The following is a 19,798-nucleotide window of genomic DNA, read 5'->3' on the forward strand; positions in this document are numbered from 1 at the left end:
GGAGCGCGGCATCATTTATTAACCGAAAGAGAGAGTGATTGTGAACATGAAGATCAGACAAATGGGATTATTGGCATTATCTATCGTACTGGTAGCCCTTTTGGCTGCCTGCAATCCGGAACGCAGCAAGGGGAATTCCGCCGGAAGCACATCCGGAGACAAAGCATCTGCCAGCGTAGGCGATCAAGTGAAGCATCAGATTATCGGGATCGACCCTGGCGCCGGCATTATGAAAGCTACGGCCAAAGCTATTCAGGACTATGGACTTAGCAACTGGCAGCTGGTTGAAGGTTCCGGCGCAGCTATGACGGCAGCGCTTGACAAGTCCATCAAAAACAAGGAACCGATTATTATTACCGGCTGGACACCGCACTGGATGTTCTCCAAATACGATCTGAAATACTTGGAAGATCCGAAGCAAGCGTACGGCGCCGCCGAAGAAATTCACACGATCGTTCGCAAAGGTCTGAAAGAGGATAAGCCTGTCGCCTATGAATTCCTGGATCGCTTTCAGTGGACCGACCAGCAAATGGGCGAGATTATGACGGCTATTCAGGATGGCAAGGAGCCTGAAGCGGCAGCTAAAGCATGGGCCGACAGCCATGAAGACGTTATCGCTCCATGGATTAAAGATCTGACACCGGTAAAAGGCGATGCTTTGAAGCTTGCTTATGTGGCCTGGGATTCGGAAATTGCCAGCACGAATTTGATCAAATATGTTCTGGAATCCAAGCTTGGCTATAAAGTGACTGCGCTGCAGGTTGAAGCCGGCCCGATGTGGACAGGAGTTGCAAATGGGGATGCGGACGCTACCGTAGCCGCATGGCTGCCTTTGACGCATGCCGACTACTGGAACCAGTTCAAGAATAAGCTTGAGGACCTGGGCGCCAACATGACCGGCGTTAAAACCGGATTGGTTGTTCCGGCATATGTGGACATCAAGTCGATTGAGGATTTGAAAGACAAGTAATCGCAACAATGGATATGCATGGATTTTCCGGCATAATCGCTTGGAAGGGACCGCTTTACGCTCCGGACTGGACCGGGGAGAGCGGTCCCTTTGCTATTTTGACAAGTGCGGACAAACCGCCAGTATACGGATAGGGGTTTCTTCTTATATAATAGATGCGTTAACCGAAAATGCCGAAAGTATCGGGCTCATCAAGTTAGAACGGTTGGGAATTGACCGTTTTCCATGCTATTATAAAGCTTATTGAAACCTAAACCGCAGCAAAAGGAGATTTTTATTATGAGTGTACATATTGCAGCCAAACCGGGAGAGATCGCGGAAACGATTCTCCTGCCCGGAGACCCGCTTCGGGCGAAATATATCGCCGAAACGTATTTGAGCGATGTCACCTGCTATAACGAAGTGCGGGGGATTCTTGGCTTTACCGGTACTTATCAGGGTACAAGAGTATCCGTGCAGGGTACGGGAATGGGCACGCCGTCCATCGCCATTTACGTCAACGAACTGATCAGGGAGTACGGCGTAAAGAATCTGATGCGTGTCGGCACCTGCGGAGCCATGCAGGAGCATGTGCATATCCGCGATGTGATTTTGGCCCAGGCAGCCTGTACCGATTCGAGCATGAACCGCCATGTGTTCGGCGGATACGATTTTGCCCCGATTGCAAGCTTTCAGTTGCTGAAAGCGGCTTACGAGCGCGGAGTCGAGAAGGGGCTGAAGCTCCATGTCGGCAATATTTTCAGCTCGGACATGTTCTACCGGGATGACACTTCCGTAACCGAACTGCTCATGAAATACGGAGTGCTTGGGGTGGAAATGGAAACGACCGCGCTGTATACGCTTGCCGCCAAATACGGCGTTAACGCGCTGACTATTCTGACTGTAAGCGATCATCTGCTGACAGGCGAAGAAACGACTTCCGAGGAGCGCCAAACGACCTTTAACGAAATGATGGAAGTGGCGCTGGATACGGCTATTACGCTGTAAACTTAGTCTTGCTAAAGCGGGTACTTAAGCCGCGGGTTCGAATGGACGACCGATGAAAGCGAGGATGGAAGCCATGAGAATGGTGGACTTGATTGAGAAAAAACGCGATGGGAAAGAGCTTTCGACCGAGGAAATCAATTTCATAATCGAAGGGTATACCAGAGGCGAGATTCCGGATTACCAGGTCAGCGCCTTGGCGATGGCGATATTCTTCCGGGATATGAGCGAGCGCGAACGTGCCGATTTGACGATGGCTATGGTGCATTCGGGCGATGTGATTGATCTGTCGGCCATCAAGGGTGTGAAGGTGGATAAGCATTCCACAGGCGGCGTTGGCGATACGACTACCCTCGTCCTGGCTCCGCTTGTCGCGGCGCTGGATATTCCTGTTGCCAAAATGTCCGGCCGTGGACTTGGGCACACCGGAGGAACGATCGACAAGCTCGAATCGATTCCCGGATTTCATACGGAAATTAGCGCGGATGAATTTGCAAGCCTTGTGAATCAACATAAAATAGCCGTTATCGGGCAAACGGGCAATCTGACCCCTGCGGACAAAAAGCTGTACGCCTTGCGCGATGTGACCGCGACGGTCAATTCCATTCCACTCATCGCCAGTTCCATCATGAGCAAGAAGATCGCCGCAGGCTCCGACGCGATTGTGCTGGATGTCAAGACCGGTTCCGGCGCCTTTATGAAGACTGCGGAGGAGGCTGCCGAGCTGGCCAGAGCGATGGTGCGAATCGGAAGCAACGTCGGGCGCAAGACGATGGCGGTCATCTCCGACATGAGCCAGCCGCTCGGTTTTGCCATCGGTAATGCGCTTGAGGTGAAGGAAGCCATTGATACGCTGCGAGGACAAGGGCCGAAAGATTTGGAAGAGCTGTGTCTGGCTTTGGGACGGCAAATGGTGTATCTGGCCGGCAAGGCGGATTCGCTCGAGGAAGCGGAAGAGAAGCTGAAAGAGGCCGTCCGCAGCGGGGCGGCGCTTGAGAAATTCAAGCAGTTTATCGTCAATCAGGGCGGAGATCCATCTGTGGTGGATCATCCGGAGAAACTGCCCCAGGCGGCATATCGGATTGAGGTTCCGGCGAAGGAAGACGGCGTTGTGGCCGAAATCGTCGCGGACGGCATCGGAACGGCAGCCATGTGGCTTGGCGCAGGCCGCGCGACGAAAGAATCGGCGATTGATCTGGCCGTAGGACTTGTCCTGAACAAGAAGGTGGGAGATCCCGTGAAGGCCGGGGAATCCCTCGTAACGATTCATGCGAGCCGCGAAGACGTGGAGGCCGTAAAGGACAAAATTTACGCCTGCATTACGATCGCCAAGCATGCGGAAGTACCGGTGCTGGTTCACGGTATTGTGACCGAATAGCCGGGTAATAAGCGATTTCAAAATAACAGCACATAGGCATCCTTTTCCTTCTTAAATGAGGAAAGGATGCCTATGTGCGTTGTTTGGTATGAACTAATATACGAGGCTCGGTTCAGGCTGTGAACCGGACGTGGAGGCCATTCGCTCATATTTGGCCTGATATAAGGCAATTTCAGATGGATTGCAGTAAACGTAATGACCGGGAACCACTTCAAGAAGCTGGCTCGCTTCGCTTTGAATCTGCGGCTGAAAGTGAAGCCGGGTCCGCTGTCTTTCATAATCCGGATCAGGGTAGGGAATGGAGGAGAGCAGGCTTTCCGTGTAAGGATGCAAAGGGTAACGATAAAGCTCCTTGGCAAGCCCAAGCTCTACGATTTTCCCGCGATACATAACCGCAATGCGATGGCTGATATACTTAACCATGGATAAATCATGGGCAATAAACAAGTAGGTCAGTTGTTTTTCCTGCTGCAATCTTTTAAGCAGATTGACGATTTGAGCCTGAATGGATACATCCAGCGCAGATATGGGTTCGTCACAAATAATGAACTTTGGCTGAACGGCCAGCGCACGGGCGATTCCGATACGCTGCCGCTGTCCTCCGGACAATTCGTGGGGATAGCGACCGGCATGTTCAGGATTCAAGCCGACTGTTTCGAGCAGCCCGGCAACCTGAAGCTCGCGATCCTTGGCATTTTTCGCAAGGCCGTGCACATCAATTCCCTCTGCGATAATTTCCTTGATTTTATTCCGCGGATTCAATGAAGCATAGGGGTCCTGATAAATCATTTGCACATCGCGGCGAAACTTACGCCATCGTTGTTTCCCGCGGAGTTTGGATAAGTCCTCTCCGTTAAAATAAATGCGCCCTCTAGTAGCTTGATATAGCTGGATGATGGTTCTCCCCGTCGTTGACTTGCCGCATCCGGACTCGCCGACAAGCCCGAATGTTTCGCCATGATAAATCGAAAAACTGATATCATCCACGGCCCTGATCATCTTGGAGCCCGAGCGGAAATGCTGCTTCAAGCCCTCTACTCTTAATAGTTCTGTTCCGTTCTCCTTCATCGTAACCCCTCTTTTAGTCCTTCACTTGAAATTGTGCTCTGCTTTCGATTGCGGAAATACCGGTGTCGAATAGCTATCGCTTCGGGCACCTTGATTTTTGGGGCGCGCGGATCCAGAAGCCAGGTTGAAGCAAAATGCGTTGGAGATACTTGAAACATAGGCGGTTCAGCATGAACATCCGCCGTTAAAGCATATGGATTCCGAGCGGCGAACAGGTCCCCCGCAGGAGGGGTTAGCAGATTCGGCGGACTCCCGGGAATCGCGTAAAGCTCCTCATCTCCGGCATCCATGGCCGGCATGGAACGAAGAAGCCCCCAAGTATAGGGGTGCTGGGGATTATAGAAAATTTCATCTACCATGCCGACTTCAATAATTTTCCCTCCATAAATCACAGCGACTCTGTCTGCGACATTAGCCACTACCCCGAGATCATGTGTAATAAAAATAATCGAGGTGGACACCTTCGTTTGCACCTCCTTCAGCAGCTCAAGAATTTGAGCCTGGATGGTGACATCCAGCGCCGTTGTCGGCTCATCCGCGATCAGAATTTCCGGATTGCAAGCCAAAGCGATGGCCGTAACAATGCGCTGCCGCTGTCCGCCCGAAAACTGATGGGGGTAATCATTCAAGCGATTTTTGCAATCGGGAATGCCTACGAGTTCAAGCAGCTCTATCGCCTTTTTTCGGGCCGCGGATTTGTGCAGCTTTTCATGCAGAAGAAGCGGCTCTGCCACCTGATAGCCAATCGTCATCGTCGGATTCAGAGACGTCATGGGATTTTGAAAAATCATGGAGATTTTCTTGCCGCGAATGCGCTGCAGCTCTCTACTGCTTTTGGTCAGCAGATTATCCCCATGAAACAGAATCTCGCCGCGGTTTATATTTGCGTTTTTGGGGAGCAGCCCCATAATACTCCGGCAGATTACGGATTTGCCTGACCCGGACTCTCCTACCAAGGCCAGGGTTTCTCCTTTCTTCAAATTTAGAGACACGCCGCGAACCGCGCGAACCGTTCCGGCAAACGTCTGGAACGAGATATTTAAATCGTTAATTTCCAAGAGGTTATCAGTCATGATCTCCCGCCTCCCTAATCTTTCATTTTCGGATCAAAAGCGTCACGCAGCCCATCTGCCAGCAGATTGAAGGAAATCATAATCACACACAGGACGGCAGCGGGGATCCACATCAGATGAGGCAGGAAGCGAAACGTCTTATACCCTTCATTCAGGAGCGTCCCCAAAGACGCGTCCGGAGCGCGCATTCCAATGCCTATAAAGCTGAGAAAGGCCTCGAAAAAGATAGCGCTGGGAATCGTAAACATCGTCTGAACGATGATGATCCCGCTGAGATTCGGAATGATATGCTTTAAGGCAATGCGCAGGGAAGACACGCCGAGTGTCTTCGATGCCAGAACAAATTCCAGACTTTTGAGCTTCATGGTTTGAGCGCGAACAATGCGGGCCATCGTAATCCAGCCTGTAAGGGCAAGAGCGACAATGATCGAGAGCATCCCCGGTTTAAACAACAGGAGCATCAAAATAACGATGACGAGAGTAGGAACTCCGGAGATAATCTCAAGAACACGCTGCATGACGTTATCCGTAATTCCGCCCTTCCAGCCGGAAATCAAGCCGAAGGTGATGCCGATAAACAGATCAAAAAGAGCAGCCACTCCAGCAATGAGCAAGGAGATCCGGGTGCCCGCCAGAACCCGTGACAGTAAATCGCGGCCGAATGCATCCGTGCCGAAATAGTAATTTACGCCCGCAGGAACCTTCGCTAGCGCATATTTGTCAACCCAGTGGTCGGAAACCCTGGCTAGACCGTTAAAGCCGTTAATATGAACGCCGGGGATGCGCGGCGGTAAGTTGGCATGCGGCAAATTTTGCTGATTCGGATCATGGGGTGTATACCATACCGACAGGACCGCAACGAGTACAATCAGCAGCAAAATGTAGAGAGAACCAAGCGCTGCCTTGTTTTTCCTGAGACGCCTCCAGCCGTCCTGATAGAAGGAGAGGGAAGGTGACGTGACCTTTTCTTTGTCTCCAAAATAATCGCTGTCTAAAGGTTCAAAATAGGAATCCGGGATGTCCGGAAGCTCGTTTGTTTTTCTGCCAGCTATGCTCATTTTTTACCTCCCGCTAACCTGATCCGGGGATCGATAATGCCGTAAAGAATGTCAACAATCAATATAACGACGACCAGCATTGCAGAATAAAGCAGGGTGACGCTCATAATCGTCGCGTAATCATTGGTCAGGATAGATTTGACGAACTGCTCCCCGATGTAGTTGCCGTCAGCTGGGTTTTCCGGTGGATACTAATGAAGAATGGGGTGGTTAATGAGCTTCTTCTCGAAGCGGGATTGCATGCGCAATCCTTTCTGTATTCCCCTTCGCAAGCTATTTTCTGGATTGTGGCTGTCATGGTATGGCAAAATATTGGCTTTCAGATGCTTATATTCCTGGCAGGACTTGAAAACATCCCCAAAATGTACTATGAAGCGGCTGCCATTGATGGGGCTTCCGCTTGGAGCAAATTTGTGCATATTACCTTGCCGCTGCTCCATCCGGTTATTCTGTTTTCTGTCATTATCGCCAGTATTAGTTTTCTGCAGTCTTTTGCCCAAGTGCTAAATATGACTGGAGGGGGGCCATTGGATTCCACGATCTCCGTCGTGCTTCATATTTACAACCTGGCTTTTAAAAGCTTCGATATGGGGCTGGCATCCGCCGCGACCGTCGTCCTGTTCGTTATTATTCTGGCACTAACCCTGCTGCAGCTTAAAGTATTAGGCAATCGGTTCCAGCATGAATAAGCAAAAAGGAGGGGTCTTACTGAATTCCGTTATCCTATCCGAACGTAGTTCTGCGGTCAATACAAATTACATTTCCATTTGCGCCAGTTATCTTTTTCTTACCATTGGAATTATTGTCATGGTATTTCCTTTCCTTTGGATGATATCAACGTCTTTCAAAGCGCCTGCCGAGGTTTACTCGTTAAGCTTAATCCCGTCAGCGCTCAACTGGGATAATTATCGGACGATTTTTCAGACTACTTTATTCGCCAAATGGATGCTTAACAGTTTGATCATCGCGTGCATTTCTACGTTATCTGTTTGCCTGTTTGATACTATAGCAGGTTATATCCTCGCCAAATTTACGTTTTACGGAAAAAAGACAATCTTTGTTCTTATTCTCAGCACGCTTATGGTTCCAACGGAGATGCTCATCATTCCCTGGTACTTGGTATCGAGCCGCTTAGACGGTATCGATAGCTATTGGGGAATTGTATTCCCTAGCCTGATGTCGGGGTTCGGCATTTTTCTGATCAAGCAATTTATGGAATCCCTGCCGTCAGAATTGCTGGATGCAGCCCGAATCGACGGAATGGGCGAATGGGGAATCCTCTCCCGGGTTGCGGTTCCCCTGAGCCGATCAGTTCTTGCGACGCTATCTATTTTAACTTTTCTTGGCAGCTGGAATTCATTTATATGGCCGCTCATCATTACGCAGACAGATCATATCTTTACCATTCCAGTGGGAATGGCCTTTTTCTCCAGCGAGGCCAAAGACAGCAGCAACTGGATTCAAATTATGACAGGCGCAACGCTATCCGTGATCCCGCTAGTTGTGGTATTTCTTATTTTTCAGAAGCAGATCATTCGGGGAATTGCCACAACGGGACTAAAGTAATATTAGAACTTCTCTCCGGGTGCAGCTCCTTTGAAAGAACAGACAAGAATCCGTTTTCATCCCAAAAAGCTGTCCGGGGTCGTGATGACCTTTGTGACAGCTTTTTTATTTTCTTTCAGGTGAAAGGCTTTCATGAGCTTTTAACACTTCACAGCGCATATATTTGCGAATATACTGGTTATCGAAAGCCTTGAGCAGTGCGGCTTAAGAACCAAATGGAAGCAGGAAAGAAGGAATCGAAATGCGCTCTTTTAGACAAATGGACGATGGCTCGATTGAAACTTCGCTAAGGGGCAGGGAATTGCTTGCCAACCCGATGTTGAATAAAGGGGTGGCTTTCACGCAAGAGGAACGGGAGGAGCTCGGTCTGAACGGGTTGCTGCCTCCGACGGTAATGACCATAGATGAACAGGTGCGCCGGGTTTACGAACAGCTGCAGAGTCAGCCGGATAATTTGCGTAGAAATATTGCGCTTAACGACTTGTTTCACCGTAATGTCGTATTGTTCTACCGTTTGCTGAATGAGCACTTGAGTGAAATGCTGCCGATTGTGTACACGCCAACCGTGGGACAGGCTATTCAGGAGTACAGCCATGAATATCATCGTCCCGGCGGCGTTTATTTGTCGATTGATGATCCGGATGGCATTGAACGAGCTTTTGAATGTATAAAGAATCATATTGAAGATATTGATCTGATCGTAGCTACCGACTCCGAAAGCATTTTGGGCATTGGAGACTGGGGGGTCGGGGGGATCAATATTTCGATTGGCAAGCTGGCTGTTTATACGGCTGCAGCCGGAATCGATCCAGGCCGCGTGATGGCGGTTGTACTGGATGTAGGCACAGACAACGAGAAGCTCCTGAACGATCCGTTATATATGGGCAATCGCCATGCGCGAATCAGGGGCGAAAGATACGAAAGCTTTGTAGACCGTTTTGTGCGCGCCACAGTCGAGCATTTCCCCCATGCCCTGCTGCATTGGGAGGACTTGGGCAATGTGAATGCGCGGAGCATTCTGGGCAAATACAGCGATAAAATGCTGACATTCAATGACGATATCCAGGGTACAGGCGCGGTGACGCTTGCTGCCATCAAGTCTGCCTGCAAAGTGGCAGGCGTTCCTCTCTCCGGGCAGCGGGTGCTGGTGTTTGGGCCGGGATCGGCCGGAATCGGCAATGCCGACCAGATCTGTTCGGCCATGATGCTGGAAGGGCTGAGGGAGGAGGATGCGCGGAGCCGCTTTTGGGCCTATGATCAGCGCGGACTGCTCACGGACAGCACCGAAGGCGTGCTGGATTTTCAGCGTCCGTATGTGAGACGGGACGAAGAATGCGCTCATTGGCAGCGTAACGAATCCGGCATCATTCCGCTGCTTGAAGTGATTCGTCAGATCAAGCCGACGATTCTGATCGGAACCTCCGGTGTACCCGGGGCTTTTTCGGAAGAAATTGTGAAGGAAATGGCACGGCATGTAGAGCGGCCGCTCATCATGCCAATGTCGAATCCGACTGTGCTCGCCGAGGCTGTTCCCGGCGACCTGCTTGCCTGGACGGAAGGGCGGGCACTGATTGCAACCGGCAGTCCATTTGAGCCGGTCTATTACGGCGGAGTCCGATATGAGATCGGGCAGGCGAACAATGCCCTGGTTTTTCCGGGACTGGGGCTTGGCGTGATCACGGTGCAGGCGGGATGCCTGACTCAGGGCATGTTTAGCGCAGCAGCCGATGCGGTTGCCGCGAGCGTTGCTTTGGAGACTGAAGGAAGCTCTCTGCTGCCCCGAGTAGAAGAGCTTCGGGAAGTGTCCATATCGGTGGCTGTCGCGGTTGCGCAAGCGGCCATTAGAGAAGGTGTTGCCGGCATCGTCCCGGAAGATGTCGAGGCCGCGATCAGGTCGACGATGTGGGAATGCTCGTACAAAAGAATTAGAGCGGCGCAGGAGCTTGCGATCGTTTAACAGCGTATTTTCACGTATATCTCTCTGCTTTGAAAGATTAATCCGCAGAAGCTTCCATCTCCGCCATAACGGCGGGTTTGGAAGCTTCTTCGTTTAAAGTCTTAATATGAAATTTCAATGAGGGCTTGAAATGAAGCCGGGTTGTTCAGCAGGCTCACCATACAGTCCGCGAGATCCGCTCGTGATATACCCGTAAGCCCTTTTGCCTTGGTCATCGGTTCATTAACGGCGATTCGGTACTCGCCCGTACTAGGGCTGTCCGTTAATCTCGGTGGACGGATGATCGTCCAATCCAGCCCGGATCTCTGGACATTCCGTTCCATGCGCTGCATGTCCTCATACAGATTTTTAAATAGACGCTGCACGATCAACCGAATGATCAGCTGCGGCACAAACGGCGTGTCCGGCGGGATTTCGAGAGCGGATGCCGACAAACAGATGAGCCGGCGCACACCGGCTTCCTGCATGGCCAGCATAATATTGTTCGTTCCTTCCGAGTAAACGGTTGTTGGTTTTCGGTGATTGGCGCCCAGTGCTGAAAGTACGGCATGTTTCCCGACCATAGGAGCCATAATGCTGGACGGATCGAGCACATCACCGGGGATAACAATCAGCCTGTCATGAGCCATCTCAAACTTGCCGGGTTGACGAACGACGGCTGTAACCTCATGGCCTTTGGCCAGCAATTGCTCGACAACTTGGCGGCCGGTGCTTCCGGTAGCTCCGAACACAATAAGCTTCATCGGGGTTCACTCCTTTGTGAAGATAGTTATTAGTCACTAACATTGATGGCAAAAAAATTATTCTTTAATACCGTTACAAAACACAGTAACGAAATTGGATATGAACAATTCTTTGGATTCGTTGATGAATTGTGTCCCCCATAGGGCAGTTGAGGAAAAATAGCCATATAACATCGTTAAGAAATTCATGGCTTGCACGTTTGCATCCGTTCGGACCATTTTGTTCTTCTCCTGCATAGCTGTGAAATATTGGGTTATATATTCCTTCAATTGGTTTGTATGTTCGGAAATAAAACCCGCCAATTCAGGCATGGTAGTCCGTTCTTGAACGGCAATCAGAAAAATGGATTGATTCTGCCTCATAGAATCGATGTAGAAATGGGCTATTTTCTCCAAATCTTGTTTCAAATCCCATAGAATCATGCTATCAAATAAATTTTTAAAGCTCGGAATATACGAATATTTATGAATCGCTGCCTCCAAAACCCCTTTTTTGCTTTCAAAATGGCGGAAAACAGTCATTTCGCTGACTTGGGAGGCCTGTGCAATATCTTTGATCGTAACCGGTCTGAACCCTTTCTCCTGCATTAATTGAAGAGCTGACTTGAGAATTCGATCTGCTGTCCCGACTTCCGTATCTTGCATCATAGTCCCCCATCGCAATAGTGATAAACATGTATGTTATTAATAACTAACATAAATATAGAGCCGATATGGATGAATGTCAATCCGGATTGTTGCTGAAGCGGAAAATGGGGGTTCAGGCGGCATTCGTAAGGCTCCACCCTCGTAACGGCTAACCCCACTAAGGCCTTTGGATTAATGTTCTCTGAACATAAATAATGCCCTTCTGACTTCCTATAGGGAAGCAAAAGGGCTGACAACATATTCAATCGTTCTCGTCCAGAACCGGGTCTCCGCCATACTGATTGAGCTGGCCGGCTGCGGCGTCTTTGTACAATCTTTTCAACCAGTTCAGCTCTGTCTTGGCATGCTCATAATTCCCTGCCATCAAGTGAAGCACACTTCTCGGCACGGTGCCGATATGGCTGCGGTACACTTCGTACAGATAGTTGACTTGATGCTCCGCCTCCAGGATCCGTTTCTTCAGGATGGCGGCAATTTTCTCCTGATCCCCTTTCCAGGCAAAGGCGAGCGCTGTATAAATGGGACGACACACCGGCTCGATTTCCTCGAACATACGCAGCAGAAGCTTCTCAAAATAGATTTTTCCTTTATCGGTAATCCGGTATACGGTTTTGTCCGGACGATTGCTGCTTTTGATCACTTCAACGGCCTCTATGCTGCCCTGCTTGCATAACTGCTCTACGGCGTAATACAAGGAACCGATCTGCATTTTCGCATTCCGGTCCAGCGACCGGTCCTTCATAATGGTTCGGATCTCGTAAGGATGCATGTCTTTCTCAAGAAGAATGCCCAGGATAGCCAGTTTGATCGGCATCGGGTTACCCCCTTTGGGCCTTAGGAGCTCTCTTTGGAACCGGCTTCTTGTTCACCTGAATGCGGTCATTGGGCATCATGAGGATGAACAAAGCGGCGCATACAGTTGGAATGAGAGCCCACATGAAAGTGTGCGAGATTGAACTTGCCATCGCATCCGTAATTTTGTGCAGCACTTCTTCGGGAATAAGCTTGCGTTTATCCGGCGATAGCGCTTCGCGGGGATCTCCGAAGGAAGCGGCATTTTGACCTGAACCTGCAAAGGCTGCAGCCATTTTATCGGTAAAAATGTTGCGCTGAATAATGCCGAATACCGTAACTCCGAGCGTCATGCCGAGCGAGCGCATAAACGTATTGGTTGAAGTGGCCGAGCCGCGCTGGCGCATTTCGAAGTGATGATTCGCGGCCATATTGAGCGTTGAGAAAGAAAAGCCTGTGCCAATGCCTGTCAGAATGCTGTACATCGTCATCAGGGTATGCGTCGTATCCGGACTCAGCGTACTCAGCAAGGAAACGCCGGCGATAAATAAGATCACCGAGATCAGCATGATATTCCGGTAAGAGATTTTTGTGGACAGCATGCCGCCGGCTTGGGCGCCGATCACGGCACCGATCATCATCGGCATCAGAATTAGCCCGGAATTCGTTGCCGAGCCTCCATAAACGCCTTGAACGAAAATCGGAATGTAAATGGTAGCCACAATAAACACGGAACCGTATAAAAGAGCCACGGCATTGCTTGTTGCAAAGAGGCGCACCCGGAACATGCGGAAGGAAATGATCGGTTCGGCAGCCGCTCTTTCAATCAGGAGAAAAGCGACCAGCAGAACCGCAAAGCCTGCAAACAAGCCAAGGATGGTTGCGGAATCCCAGGCATATTGGTTGCCTCCCAGCTCAAGCGCGAACATCAAACAGACTGTTGCCCCGATCAGCGTTATGGCGCCAAACCAGTCAATCTTTTGCTTGGAATGGGACAAGGATTCTTTGTAGAAAAGGATGATCAGAATGAAAGAAACAATGCCGATCGGCACGTTTATGTAAAATACCCAGTTCCAGCCAAAGCTGTCCGTAATAAAAGCGCCGAGAAGCGGGCCGAATATGCTGGACAGCCCGAACACGGCGCCGAACAATCCGGTGGCTTTGCCGCGTGATTCCGGGGGGAACAGGTCGAAAATAATCGTAAAGGCAATCGGCATAAGCGCGCCGCCGCCGATCCCCTGCAGCGCCCGGAACAAGCTCAGCTGGGTAATGCTGGTCGCGACACCGCAAAGAATCGAACCGATCATAAAGGCGACCAGGCCGAAAACAAAAAAACGCTTGCGTCCGTACATGTCGGACAGCTTGCCAAAGATAGGGGTGCCGGCCATAACGGCCACCATGTAGGCAGAGGTTACCCAGATAAACTGCTCCATGCCGCCCAGATCGGAGACGATCGTTCCCATAGCGGTTGTAACGATTGTATTGTCCATCGACGCCATCAATAGAGCAAGCAGCAAGCCGATGACTGCCAGCCGGGTATGTTTGGGATTGCTTTGAATCATAATTGAAAGCTCCTTTATTCAAATTTGAATATGTTATTATTATATTCAAATTTGAATAGAATTCAAACCATAAAAAGCTGCTTCCAGATTCAAGTTTCATCTGGAAACAGCTTCTAAAGGGGGGGATTCGCGGCAGGGCTGTCGGCGGCCTGGCGCGGGATGCACTGGACGTACGACTTGCCGGTCTGCCGGGTTTATCGTCACGTGTTTGTGCCACGGTTTATGGCGGTTTAGTCTTGCCCCTTGGTATCCGCGGGATAGACCAATCCAAGCTGCCTTCGCGCTTCATCCATAATTTCGGCAACCGCTATTGTGCAGGCATGCGTGTTAACGCCAGATTCGCGGCAGCCTTGACGAATCAATTTCAAAAATTCTGCCGTTTCGTAAGTCATCGTCGGCAAAGCGGTAGGGATGCTGATGTCTTCCTTGCGGCCATCGCGATAGCGGATATAAACATGGTCGGGCTCGCTGATTTTATCGATAACGATCGAGCCAAGTTCGCCTTGAATTTCGGAAGGAAGCGCGGAATCGGTGATTTTGGAATACATGACAACGCCGTCCATCTCCGGATAGGTGGCCAGCAGGGAACCTTCACCGTCAACGCCGGATTCCAGCATATACCCCGTCGCCTTGATCCCGGAAGGTTTGCCAAAAAGGGAAACCATCGGATAGATCCCGTACACGCCAAGGTCCATCAGCGCCCCGTTCGAAAATTCGGGTTTGAATGCGTTCAGGACATTCCCTTCCTTATAGGCATCGTAGCGCGAAGAATACTGGCAGTAGCTTGCAAAATAACGGCGGACCGGCCCGATTTTGTTCAAATTGTCGCGGATGATCCGGAAATTGGGCAGCAGCGTTGTTTTGAGGGCTTCCATAAAAACAACCCCGTTTGCCTCAGCCGCCGCAATCATGGACTTAACTTCGCGGACGTTGGATGCCGCGGGCTTTTCGCAAAGCACGTGCTTGCCGTGGTTCATGCATTCAATAGCCTGCGCGGCGTGGAAAGAGTTTGGGCTTGCAATATAAACAGCGTCAAGCGTATCGCTCTTCAGCATGGCTGTAAGGTCGGTAAAGGTATGCGGAATATGATGCTTCTCGGCGAAAGCCTGCGCTCTTTCCTGTGTCCGAGAATAAACGGCCGACAGTTCAAAACCGTCAGCATCAACGGCGGCTTCGATAAACCGGTCCGTGATCCAGTTGGTTCCAATGACGCCGAATCGAATCATGTTTGTTCCTCCTTAAATAAGTCTATTACCATTGTAAACGAATCTGGGAGCATGTAGTCATTATGTCAGTTATAATAGAAGCAGCAGCGAAATGCAACCCTGTTGGGCGGAGACCTGCGGGGCAGAGTAAGGAATGGTGCATATGCAAAACATTTTTATCGTAGAGGATGACAGCAAGCTTGCCGCTTTGCTGAGCGGTTATCTGGAAAAATATGAGTTTAAAGTTGAGCTGGCCGATGATTTCAGCCGGGTACTCGATTCTTTTCTGCAGTCGCGTGCCGATCTGGTGCTGCTCGACGTCAATTTGCCCAAATTTGACGGTTACTATTGGTGCAGGCAGATCCGGGCGCATTCCCACTGCCCGATCCTGTTCATATCCGCGCGCGACAGCGGCATGGACCAGGTAATGGCCCTCGAAAACGGTGCGGATGATTATATTACGAAGCCTTTCCATTATGAAGTTGTGCTTGCCAAAGTGCGAAGCAACCTGCGGAGGGCGTACGGCCGCTACGCCCAGGCGCCTGAGCGGAGGGTCGAATCGGGCGGACTGCTGTTGTTTCCGGAACGATTTATGATTCAGTATGAAGAACGAACGGCAGAGCTGACCCAGAAAGAGGCGGTGCTGTTGGAAGCCTTGATGCAGAAAGCCGGCCGGGTCGTCAGTCGGGGACGGCTGCTTGACCTGATGTGGAAGGACGAGCATTTCATTGATGATAATACGCTGAACGTTTATATTACGCGTGTGCGCAAAAAGTTGAAGGATCTGGGGGCCGGGGAACTGATCGATACGGTACGCGGAGCGGGCTATCGGCTAAATGCCTTGGAGGAGGGGCTGATATGACCCTCTTCTGGAAGGATCAGCGCCCGCTCCTTGCATTCTACGCGGTTCAAATCATTCTGGTTTCGCTTTTGTACTGGTCGGTCTCCGATCATGTCTCCTGGAGCATTATTCTCTATGGCGTGCTGCTGAGCCTCGCCGTACTGGCGGTTTATCTGATTTACCGGTATATCCAGTACCGGAAGCTCTATCAAAGCCTTGATCCGGACGCGGTCAGGACCGTCTCGGACATGATCCAGCCTTTGGGGGAAGCTCCGCTGCCCGAAGCGTTCCACCAATTGCTGCTGGGCTATGACCGGCTTCGGCGGGATGAGCTGCAGGATTACCGCGACCGGATGGACCGGCACATCGTCTTCATGAACCGCTGGGTGCATCAAATGAAGACACCGTTGTCCGTCATCCAGCTCACGATTCAGGACATGGAGGATGAGCCGTTGTCGGACAGTATCCAGGAAGAGCTGGAACGGCTGAGAAGAGGACTGGAAATGGTCATTTACACTTCCAGGCTTGAGAAGATTGAGGACGATTTCACGGTGACGCGGACGATATTGCGCCAGGCGGTGAGCGAGAGCATCGCGGAGAACCGGAATCTGTTCATCCGCAAGGGCATCGTGCCCGATTTGCGGGTGGACTCCCGGACGGCCGTCTATACAGACGCCAAATGGCTCCGGTTCATGCTGGCCCAACTGCTCGTGAACGCCGTAAATTACTCCGAAGGGCCGGGCAAAAAAGTGACCCTGTCCGCTTACCCTTTAGGCAGCAAAACGATTCTGGAGATCCGCGATCAAGGCATCGGCATCGCCAAAGAGGATTTGAAGCGGGTATTCCATCCTTATTTTACGGGGGAACGGGGCAGGCAGTATCATGAGTCCACCGGAATGGGGCTGTATCTGGTCCGGGAAACCTGTGAGCGTCTCGGCCACGATGTGCGGATTAGCTCCGAGCCGGGCGAAGGGACGAGCTTGAAGCTGGTCTTTCAGACGGCCCCGGAAGCTTCTTCGTAAAGATAAAAGCACACAAAAGCGGGAGCCTTGCGCTACGTTTATTGCGTGCTTTTTAAGCATAGGGGAACACAACCTTAAATCCCTTGTAAGAAAACCTTAAGATAAATTGATGGCAGCAGGCCATGCGGCCCTGTACATTTATAGACGAGGAGCGGCGTGAAAGACAGACGCTTAAGCTTGCAAGCTGTCAGATCAGATCTGTAAGGAGAGGAATGAACATAAAGTGGATGTTTTGCAAATTAAAGGCTTGAGTAAAGTGTACAACGGCAAGGTTGCGACCCAAGCGCTTACGGATATTCACCTGACCATCCAGCAGGGGGAGTTTGTAGGCATTATGGGACCGTCCGGCAGCGGAAAAACAACTCTGCTGAATATGGTGTCGACGATCGACGAACCGAGTTCGGGCGAGGTGTACATAAACGGAAAAAATCCGTATTTGATGAAAAGAAAGGAACTGGCCCTGTTTCGCCGCCGGGAGCTAGGCTTCGTCTTTCAGGATTTCAACCTGCTGGATACGCTCACCGTTGCCGAAAATATTGTCCTGCCCCTGACCCTGGACAGCCGAAGGTTGAAGGACATGGACCGGCTGCTGAAGCGTGTGGCGGGGCGCCTGAATATTACGGATATTCTGAACAAACGGACCTATGAAATATCTGGCGGGCAGCGCCAGAGAACAGCCATTGCCAGAGCGATGATTACATCCCCGTCCATCGTGCTCGCCGATGAGCCTACCGGGGCGCTGGATTCCAATTCCTCGCGGATTGTGATGGAATCACTGGAAAATATAAACCGGGAGGAAGGGGCGACGCTGATGCTGGTCACGCATGACCCGCTTGCAGCCAGCTACTGCCACCGGATCGTGTTTATCAAAGACGGCAAGCTTGCCGCCGAAATTCATCGCGGAGACAGCCGGCAGGCGTTCTTCCAGCGGATTATCGATACGTTGTCGTTTTGGGGAGGGAATTCGAATGAGCTTTCCGCGATTCGCGTTTAACAATATCAGGCGGAACGCGCGCGCTTATTTCGCCTACTTCCTCAGCAGCGCCATAATGGTGATGATTTTCTTTTGCTACGCCGTATTCAGCTACCACCCCGATGTGCAGAGCATTGAGATGGGGGGACGGACGGCAACGGCGATGCAGGTAGCCTCCTACATCGTCTATATATTCGCTTTTTTCTTTGTGCTGTACTCCATCAGCGTCTTCTTGAAATCGCGAAACCGCGAATTCGGGATACTGACGATTCTGGGAGCCAGAGCGGGACAAATCAACCGGCTTATTTTTCTGGAAAATATGCTGATCGGCCTTTTCGCGATTATCGTCGGCCTGGCTTCAGGCCTGCTGCTGTCGAAATTGTTCCTGCTGCTCAGCACGAAGATCATCGGCGTTGACAACTTGCCTTTCTACTGGCCCGTAAAAGCCGCGGGAATCACGATCGTCGCCTTTTTTCTGTTGTTTCTGGCGATCTCCTTGTTCACGCTGCTCTTCATCCGTAAGAATAATGTGCTTGAACTGCTGAAGGGAAGCAGCAAGCCGAAAAAGGAACCCAAAGTATCCGCTCTCCTGTCATTGCTGGGCATCGCTCTGCTCGCTGCCGGCTATTTGGCGCTCAATTTAAAGACGATTAGCAGCCCTTCTATTATTATTGCAGCGGTAACCGGCATTGCAGGTACGTACTTTTTCTACTCCCAGCTTTCCGTTCTGCTGACACGGCTGATCAAGCGAAACCGGAGACTGACCTGGAAAGGGACAAATCTGCTCTGGATTTCGGAAATGAGCTACAAGCTTAAGGACAATTCCCGCATTTTGTTTTTGATTACCGTGGTGACGGCTCTGGCAAGCATGAGTTCGGCGCTGGTGCTCGGAGTCGATCAGTCGAACCGGGATTCATTCAAAAGCAATCCGTTCGCTTTCACGTATACGGTTTTCAAGAATCCACCCGGAGAACCCGATGTAGCCCCGATTCGGAAAGAACTGGAGAGTCAGGGCGTCCAGTACCGGCAATTAAAAGTGACTATGCTGTCTGAATCCATGTTGTTTGGAGACAGGTATTTAGTAGTGAACATTGTTTCGGCCAGCCAGTACAGATCGATCGCCGAATTGCTGCACTGGGAGGGTTTGCCCGAGCTGACGGATCATGATGCCGTAATGACGTATTCGAAAAATACGGAAGGATTAAGCCGCTACAAGGTTGGCGAATCCATAAAAATCGGCAGTGAGCCGGCCGCGGCGGCGTTTGAAATCAAGAAGGTTGTCCAATCGGATCAAGTTGTAACGGGCTCGCCCGCTCTGGTGGCCGTAAATGATGAAGTTTTCTCCAGGCTGAATCAGGACAACAGGTGGCTGATCTATTGGTATTACGTGCCGGAGTGGAATAAACATCTGCCCGGGACGCGCAGTCCGGAGAGCATAGCCGGCAACAATCTGGAGAAGTGGCAGAGAAGTCTGGCTAACGGAGGCGGCGAAGGCGTTAGTGCTTATCTTTCAGCCCGAGCTAACCTTTATTTAGAAACCAAGCAAGGGACATCCTTGTTTACGTTTATCGGCGTGTTTGTCGCTTTAATCTTCTCGCTCTCATCCGCAAGCTTTCTGTATTTCAAACTTCATTCGGAGCTGGAGGAAGCTGGCCGAATGTATTATGCGCTGTCCAAAATTGGACTTGGCGTAAGGGAGATGCGCACGGCGGCGTCGCGTCAGATTGCGATTTTGTTCTTTGTTCCGATCATCATCTCGGCGGTTCAAACCCTGGTCGTGGTCAGACCGATTCTGGAGGAAATGGACATTACAAGAGTAGTCGTTCCCGTACTGCTGACTTTCGCTGGCTTTTTGGCGGCGCAAATCGTCTTTTTCCTGATTGTCCGGACGAAATACGTCCATTCGCTTAAGAAAATCATGGTATAGCCCAAAGAAAAAAAGATTGCCACAAAAAAGC

Annotated in this window: 18 protein-coding genes and 1 pseudogene; 10 read left to right on the plus strand and 9 right to left on the minus strand. The window is 50.8% G+C overall.

The features are described 5' to 3' along the window. The first annotated feature begins 46 nt into the window (after positions 1-46). The 3 genes from K7397_RS11850 (at position 47) to K7397_RS11860 (ending at position 3,332) form a co-directional block, all read left to right on the plus strand. Positions 47-970 carry a glycine betaine ABC transporter substrate-binding protein gene (locus tag K7397_RS11850; protein ID WP_223068168.1) on the plus strand — a complete coding sequence of 308 codons (924 nt, stop codon included), beginning with the start codon at positions 47-49 and terminating at the stop codon, positions 968-970. Between the two features lie 279 nt (positions 971-1,249). Next, on the plus strand, positions 1,250-1,957 hold the full coding sequence (gene deoD / locus K7397_RS11855) for a purine-nucleoside phosphorylase (protein ID WP_223068169.1): 708 nt from the start codon (positions 1,250-1,252) through the stop codon (positions 1,955-1,957). 73 nt (positions 1,958-2,030) lie between these two features. Then, entirely contained in the window at positions 2,031-3,332 is a 1,302-nt protein-coding gene (locus K7397_RS11860) for a pyrimidine-nucleoside phosphorylase (RefSeq protein WP_223068170.1), read from the plus strand. Positions 3,333-3,425: 93 nt separating this feature from the next. Here K7397_RS11860 and K7397_RS11865 read toward each other — a convergent pair whose 3' ends face one another. The 4 genes and pseudogenes from K7397_RS11865 to K7397_RS11880 all read right to left on the minus strand — a co-directional run. Beyond that, complete coding sequence (locus tag K7397_RS11865; RefSeq protein ID WP_223068171.1) at positions 3,426-4,400, minus strand: ABC transporter ATP-binding protein; 975 nt, start codon at positions 4,398-4,400, stop codon at positions 3,426-3,428. Beyond that, positions 4,397-5,473, minus strand: coding sequence for an ABC transporter ATP-binding protein (locus K7397_RS11870; protein ID WP_223068172.1), 1,077 nt, complete (start codon positions 5,471-5,473; stop codon positions 4,397-4,399). The genes K7397_RS11865 and K7397_RS11870 overlap by 4 nt, the downstream gene beginning before the upstream one ends. A gap of 14 nt (positions 5,474-5,487) precedes the next feature. Then, positions 5,488-6,531: an ABC transporter permease gene (locus K7397_RS11875; protein WP_223068173.1), complete on the minus strand. Its 1,044-nt coding sequence runs from the start codon at positions 6,529-6,531 to the stop codon at positions 5,488-5,490. Beyond that, positions 6,528-6,689: pseudogene (locus K7397_RS11880) on the minus strand (ABC transporter permease subunit); the annotation flags it as partial. The pseudogene K7397_RS11880 and the gene K7397_RS11875, both read right to left, overlap by 4 nt. A 36-nt stretch (positions 6,690-6,725) precedes the next feature. Between K7397_RS11880 and K7397_RS11885 the strand changes: the two are divergent. The 3 genes from K7397_RS11885 (at position 6,726) to K7397_RS11895 (ending at position 10,054) form a co-directional block, all read left to right on the plus strand. Further along, complete coding sequence (locus K7397_RS11885; RefSeq protein WP_223068174.1) at positions 6,726-7,220, plus strand: carbohydrate ABC transporter permease; 495 nt, start codon at positions 6,726-6,728, stop codon at positions 7,218-7,220. A gap of 118 nt (positions 7,221-7,338) precedes the next feature. Then, the gene (locus K7397_RS11890) at positions 7,339-8,097 is read left to right on the plus strand and encodes a carbohydrate ABC transporter permease (protein ID WP_237690867.1); all 759 of its coding nucleotides are present in this window, start codon (positions 7,339-7,341) and stop codon (positions 8,095-8,097) included. Between the two features lie 241 nt (positions 8,098-8,338). Next, positions 8,339-10,054, plus strand: a complete 1,716-nt coding sequence (locus K7397_RS11895) for an NAD-dependent malic enzyme (protein WP_223068176.1) — start codon at positions 8,339-8,341, stop codon at positions 10,052-10,054. Between the two features lie 101 nt (positions 10,055-10,155). On the opposite strand, the gene K7397_RS11900 is transcribed toward K7397_RS11895, so the two are convergent. The 5 genes from K7397_RS11900 to K7397_RS11920 form a co-directional block, all read right to left on the minus strand. Further along, positions 10,156-10,797, minus strand: a complete 642-nt coding sequence (locus K7397_RS11900; protein ID WP_223068177.1) for an NAD(P)-dependent oxidoreductase — start codon at positions 10,795-10,797, stop codon at positions 10,156-10,158. Positions 10,798-10,854: 57 nt separating this feature from the next. Further along, positions 10,855-11,445: a TetR/AcrR family transcriptional regulator gene (locus K7397_RS11905; protein WP_223068178.1), complete on the minus strand. Its 591-nt coding sequence runs from the start codon at positions 11,443-11,445 to the stop codon at positions 10,855-10,857. 241 nt (positions 11,446-11,686) lie between these two features. Beyond that, the gene (locus K7397_RS11910; RefSeq protein ID WP_223068179.1) at positions 11,687-12,259 is read right to left on the minus strand and encodes a PadR family transcriptional regulator; all 573 of its coding nucleotides are present in this window, start codon (positions 12,257-12,259) and stop codon (positions 11,687-11,689) included. Positions 12,260-12,263: 4 nt separating this feature from the next. After that, entirely contained in the window at positions 12,264-13,799 is a 1,536-nt protein-coding gene (locus K7397_RS11915; protein WP_223068180.1) for an MDR family MFS transporter, read from the minus strand. Positions 13,800-14,029: 230 nt separating this feature from the next. After that, positions 14,030-15,025: a Gfo/Idh/MocA family protein gene (locus K7397_RS11920; protein WP_223068181.1), complete on the minus strand. Its 996-nt coding sequence runs from the start codon at positions 15,023-15,025 to the stop codon at positions 14,030-14,032. Between the two features lie 142 nt (positions 15,026-15,167). On the opposite strand from K7397_RS11920, the gene K7397_RS11925 reads away from it, so the two are divergent. The 4 genes from K7397_RS11925 to K7397_RS11940 all read left to right on the plus strand — a co-directional run bounded on the left by K7397_RS11925 (position 15,168) and on the right by K7397_RS11940 (position 19,767). Then, the gene (locus K7397_RS11925) at positions 15,168-15,866 is read left to right on the plus strand and encodes a response regulator transcription factor (protein ID WP_223068182.1); all 699 of its coding nucleotides are present in this window, start codon (positions 15,168-15,170) and stop codon (positions 15,864-15,866) included. Continuing rightward, complete coding sequence (locus tag K7397_RS11930; RefSeq protein ID WP_223068183.1) at positions 15,863-16,867, plus strand: sensor histidine kinase; 1,005 nt, start codon at positions 15,863-15,865, stop codon at positions 16,865-16,867. The genes K7397_RS11925 and K7397_RS11930 overlap by 4 nt, the downstream gene beginning before the upstream one ends. Positions 16,868-17,090: 223 nt before the next feature. Then, entirely contained in the window at positions 17,091-17,861 is a 771-nt protein-coding gene (locus K7397_RS11935; RefSeq protein WP_223068184.1) for an ABC transporter ATP-binding protein, read from the plus strand. Next, positions 17,836-19,767 (plus strand): FtsX-like permease family protein, encoded by a 1,932-nt coding sequence (locus K7397_RS11940; protein ID WP_223068185.1) that lies wholly within the window; start codon positions 17,836-17,838, stop codon positions 19,765-19,767. The genes K7397_RS11935 and K7397_RS11940 overlap by 26 nt, the downstream gene beginning before the upstream one ends. Positions 19,768-19,798 lie beyond the last annotated feature (31 nt).

The organism is Paenibacillus caui, assembly GCF_019904135.1.
Taxonomy (GTDB): domain Bacteria; phylum Bacillota; class Bacilli; order Paenibacillales; family Paenibacillaceae; genus Fontibacillus; species Fontibacillus caui.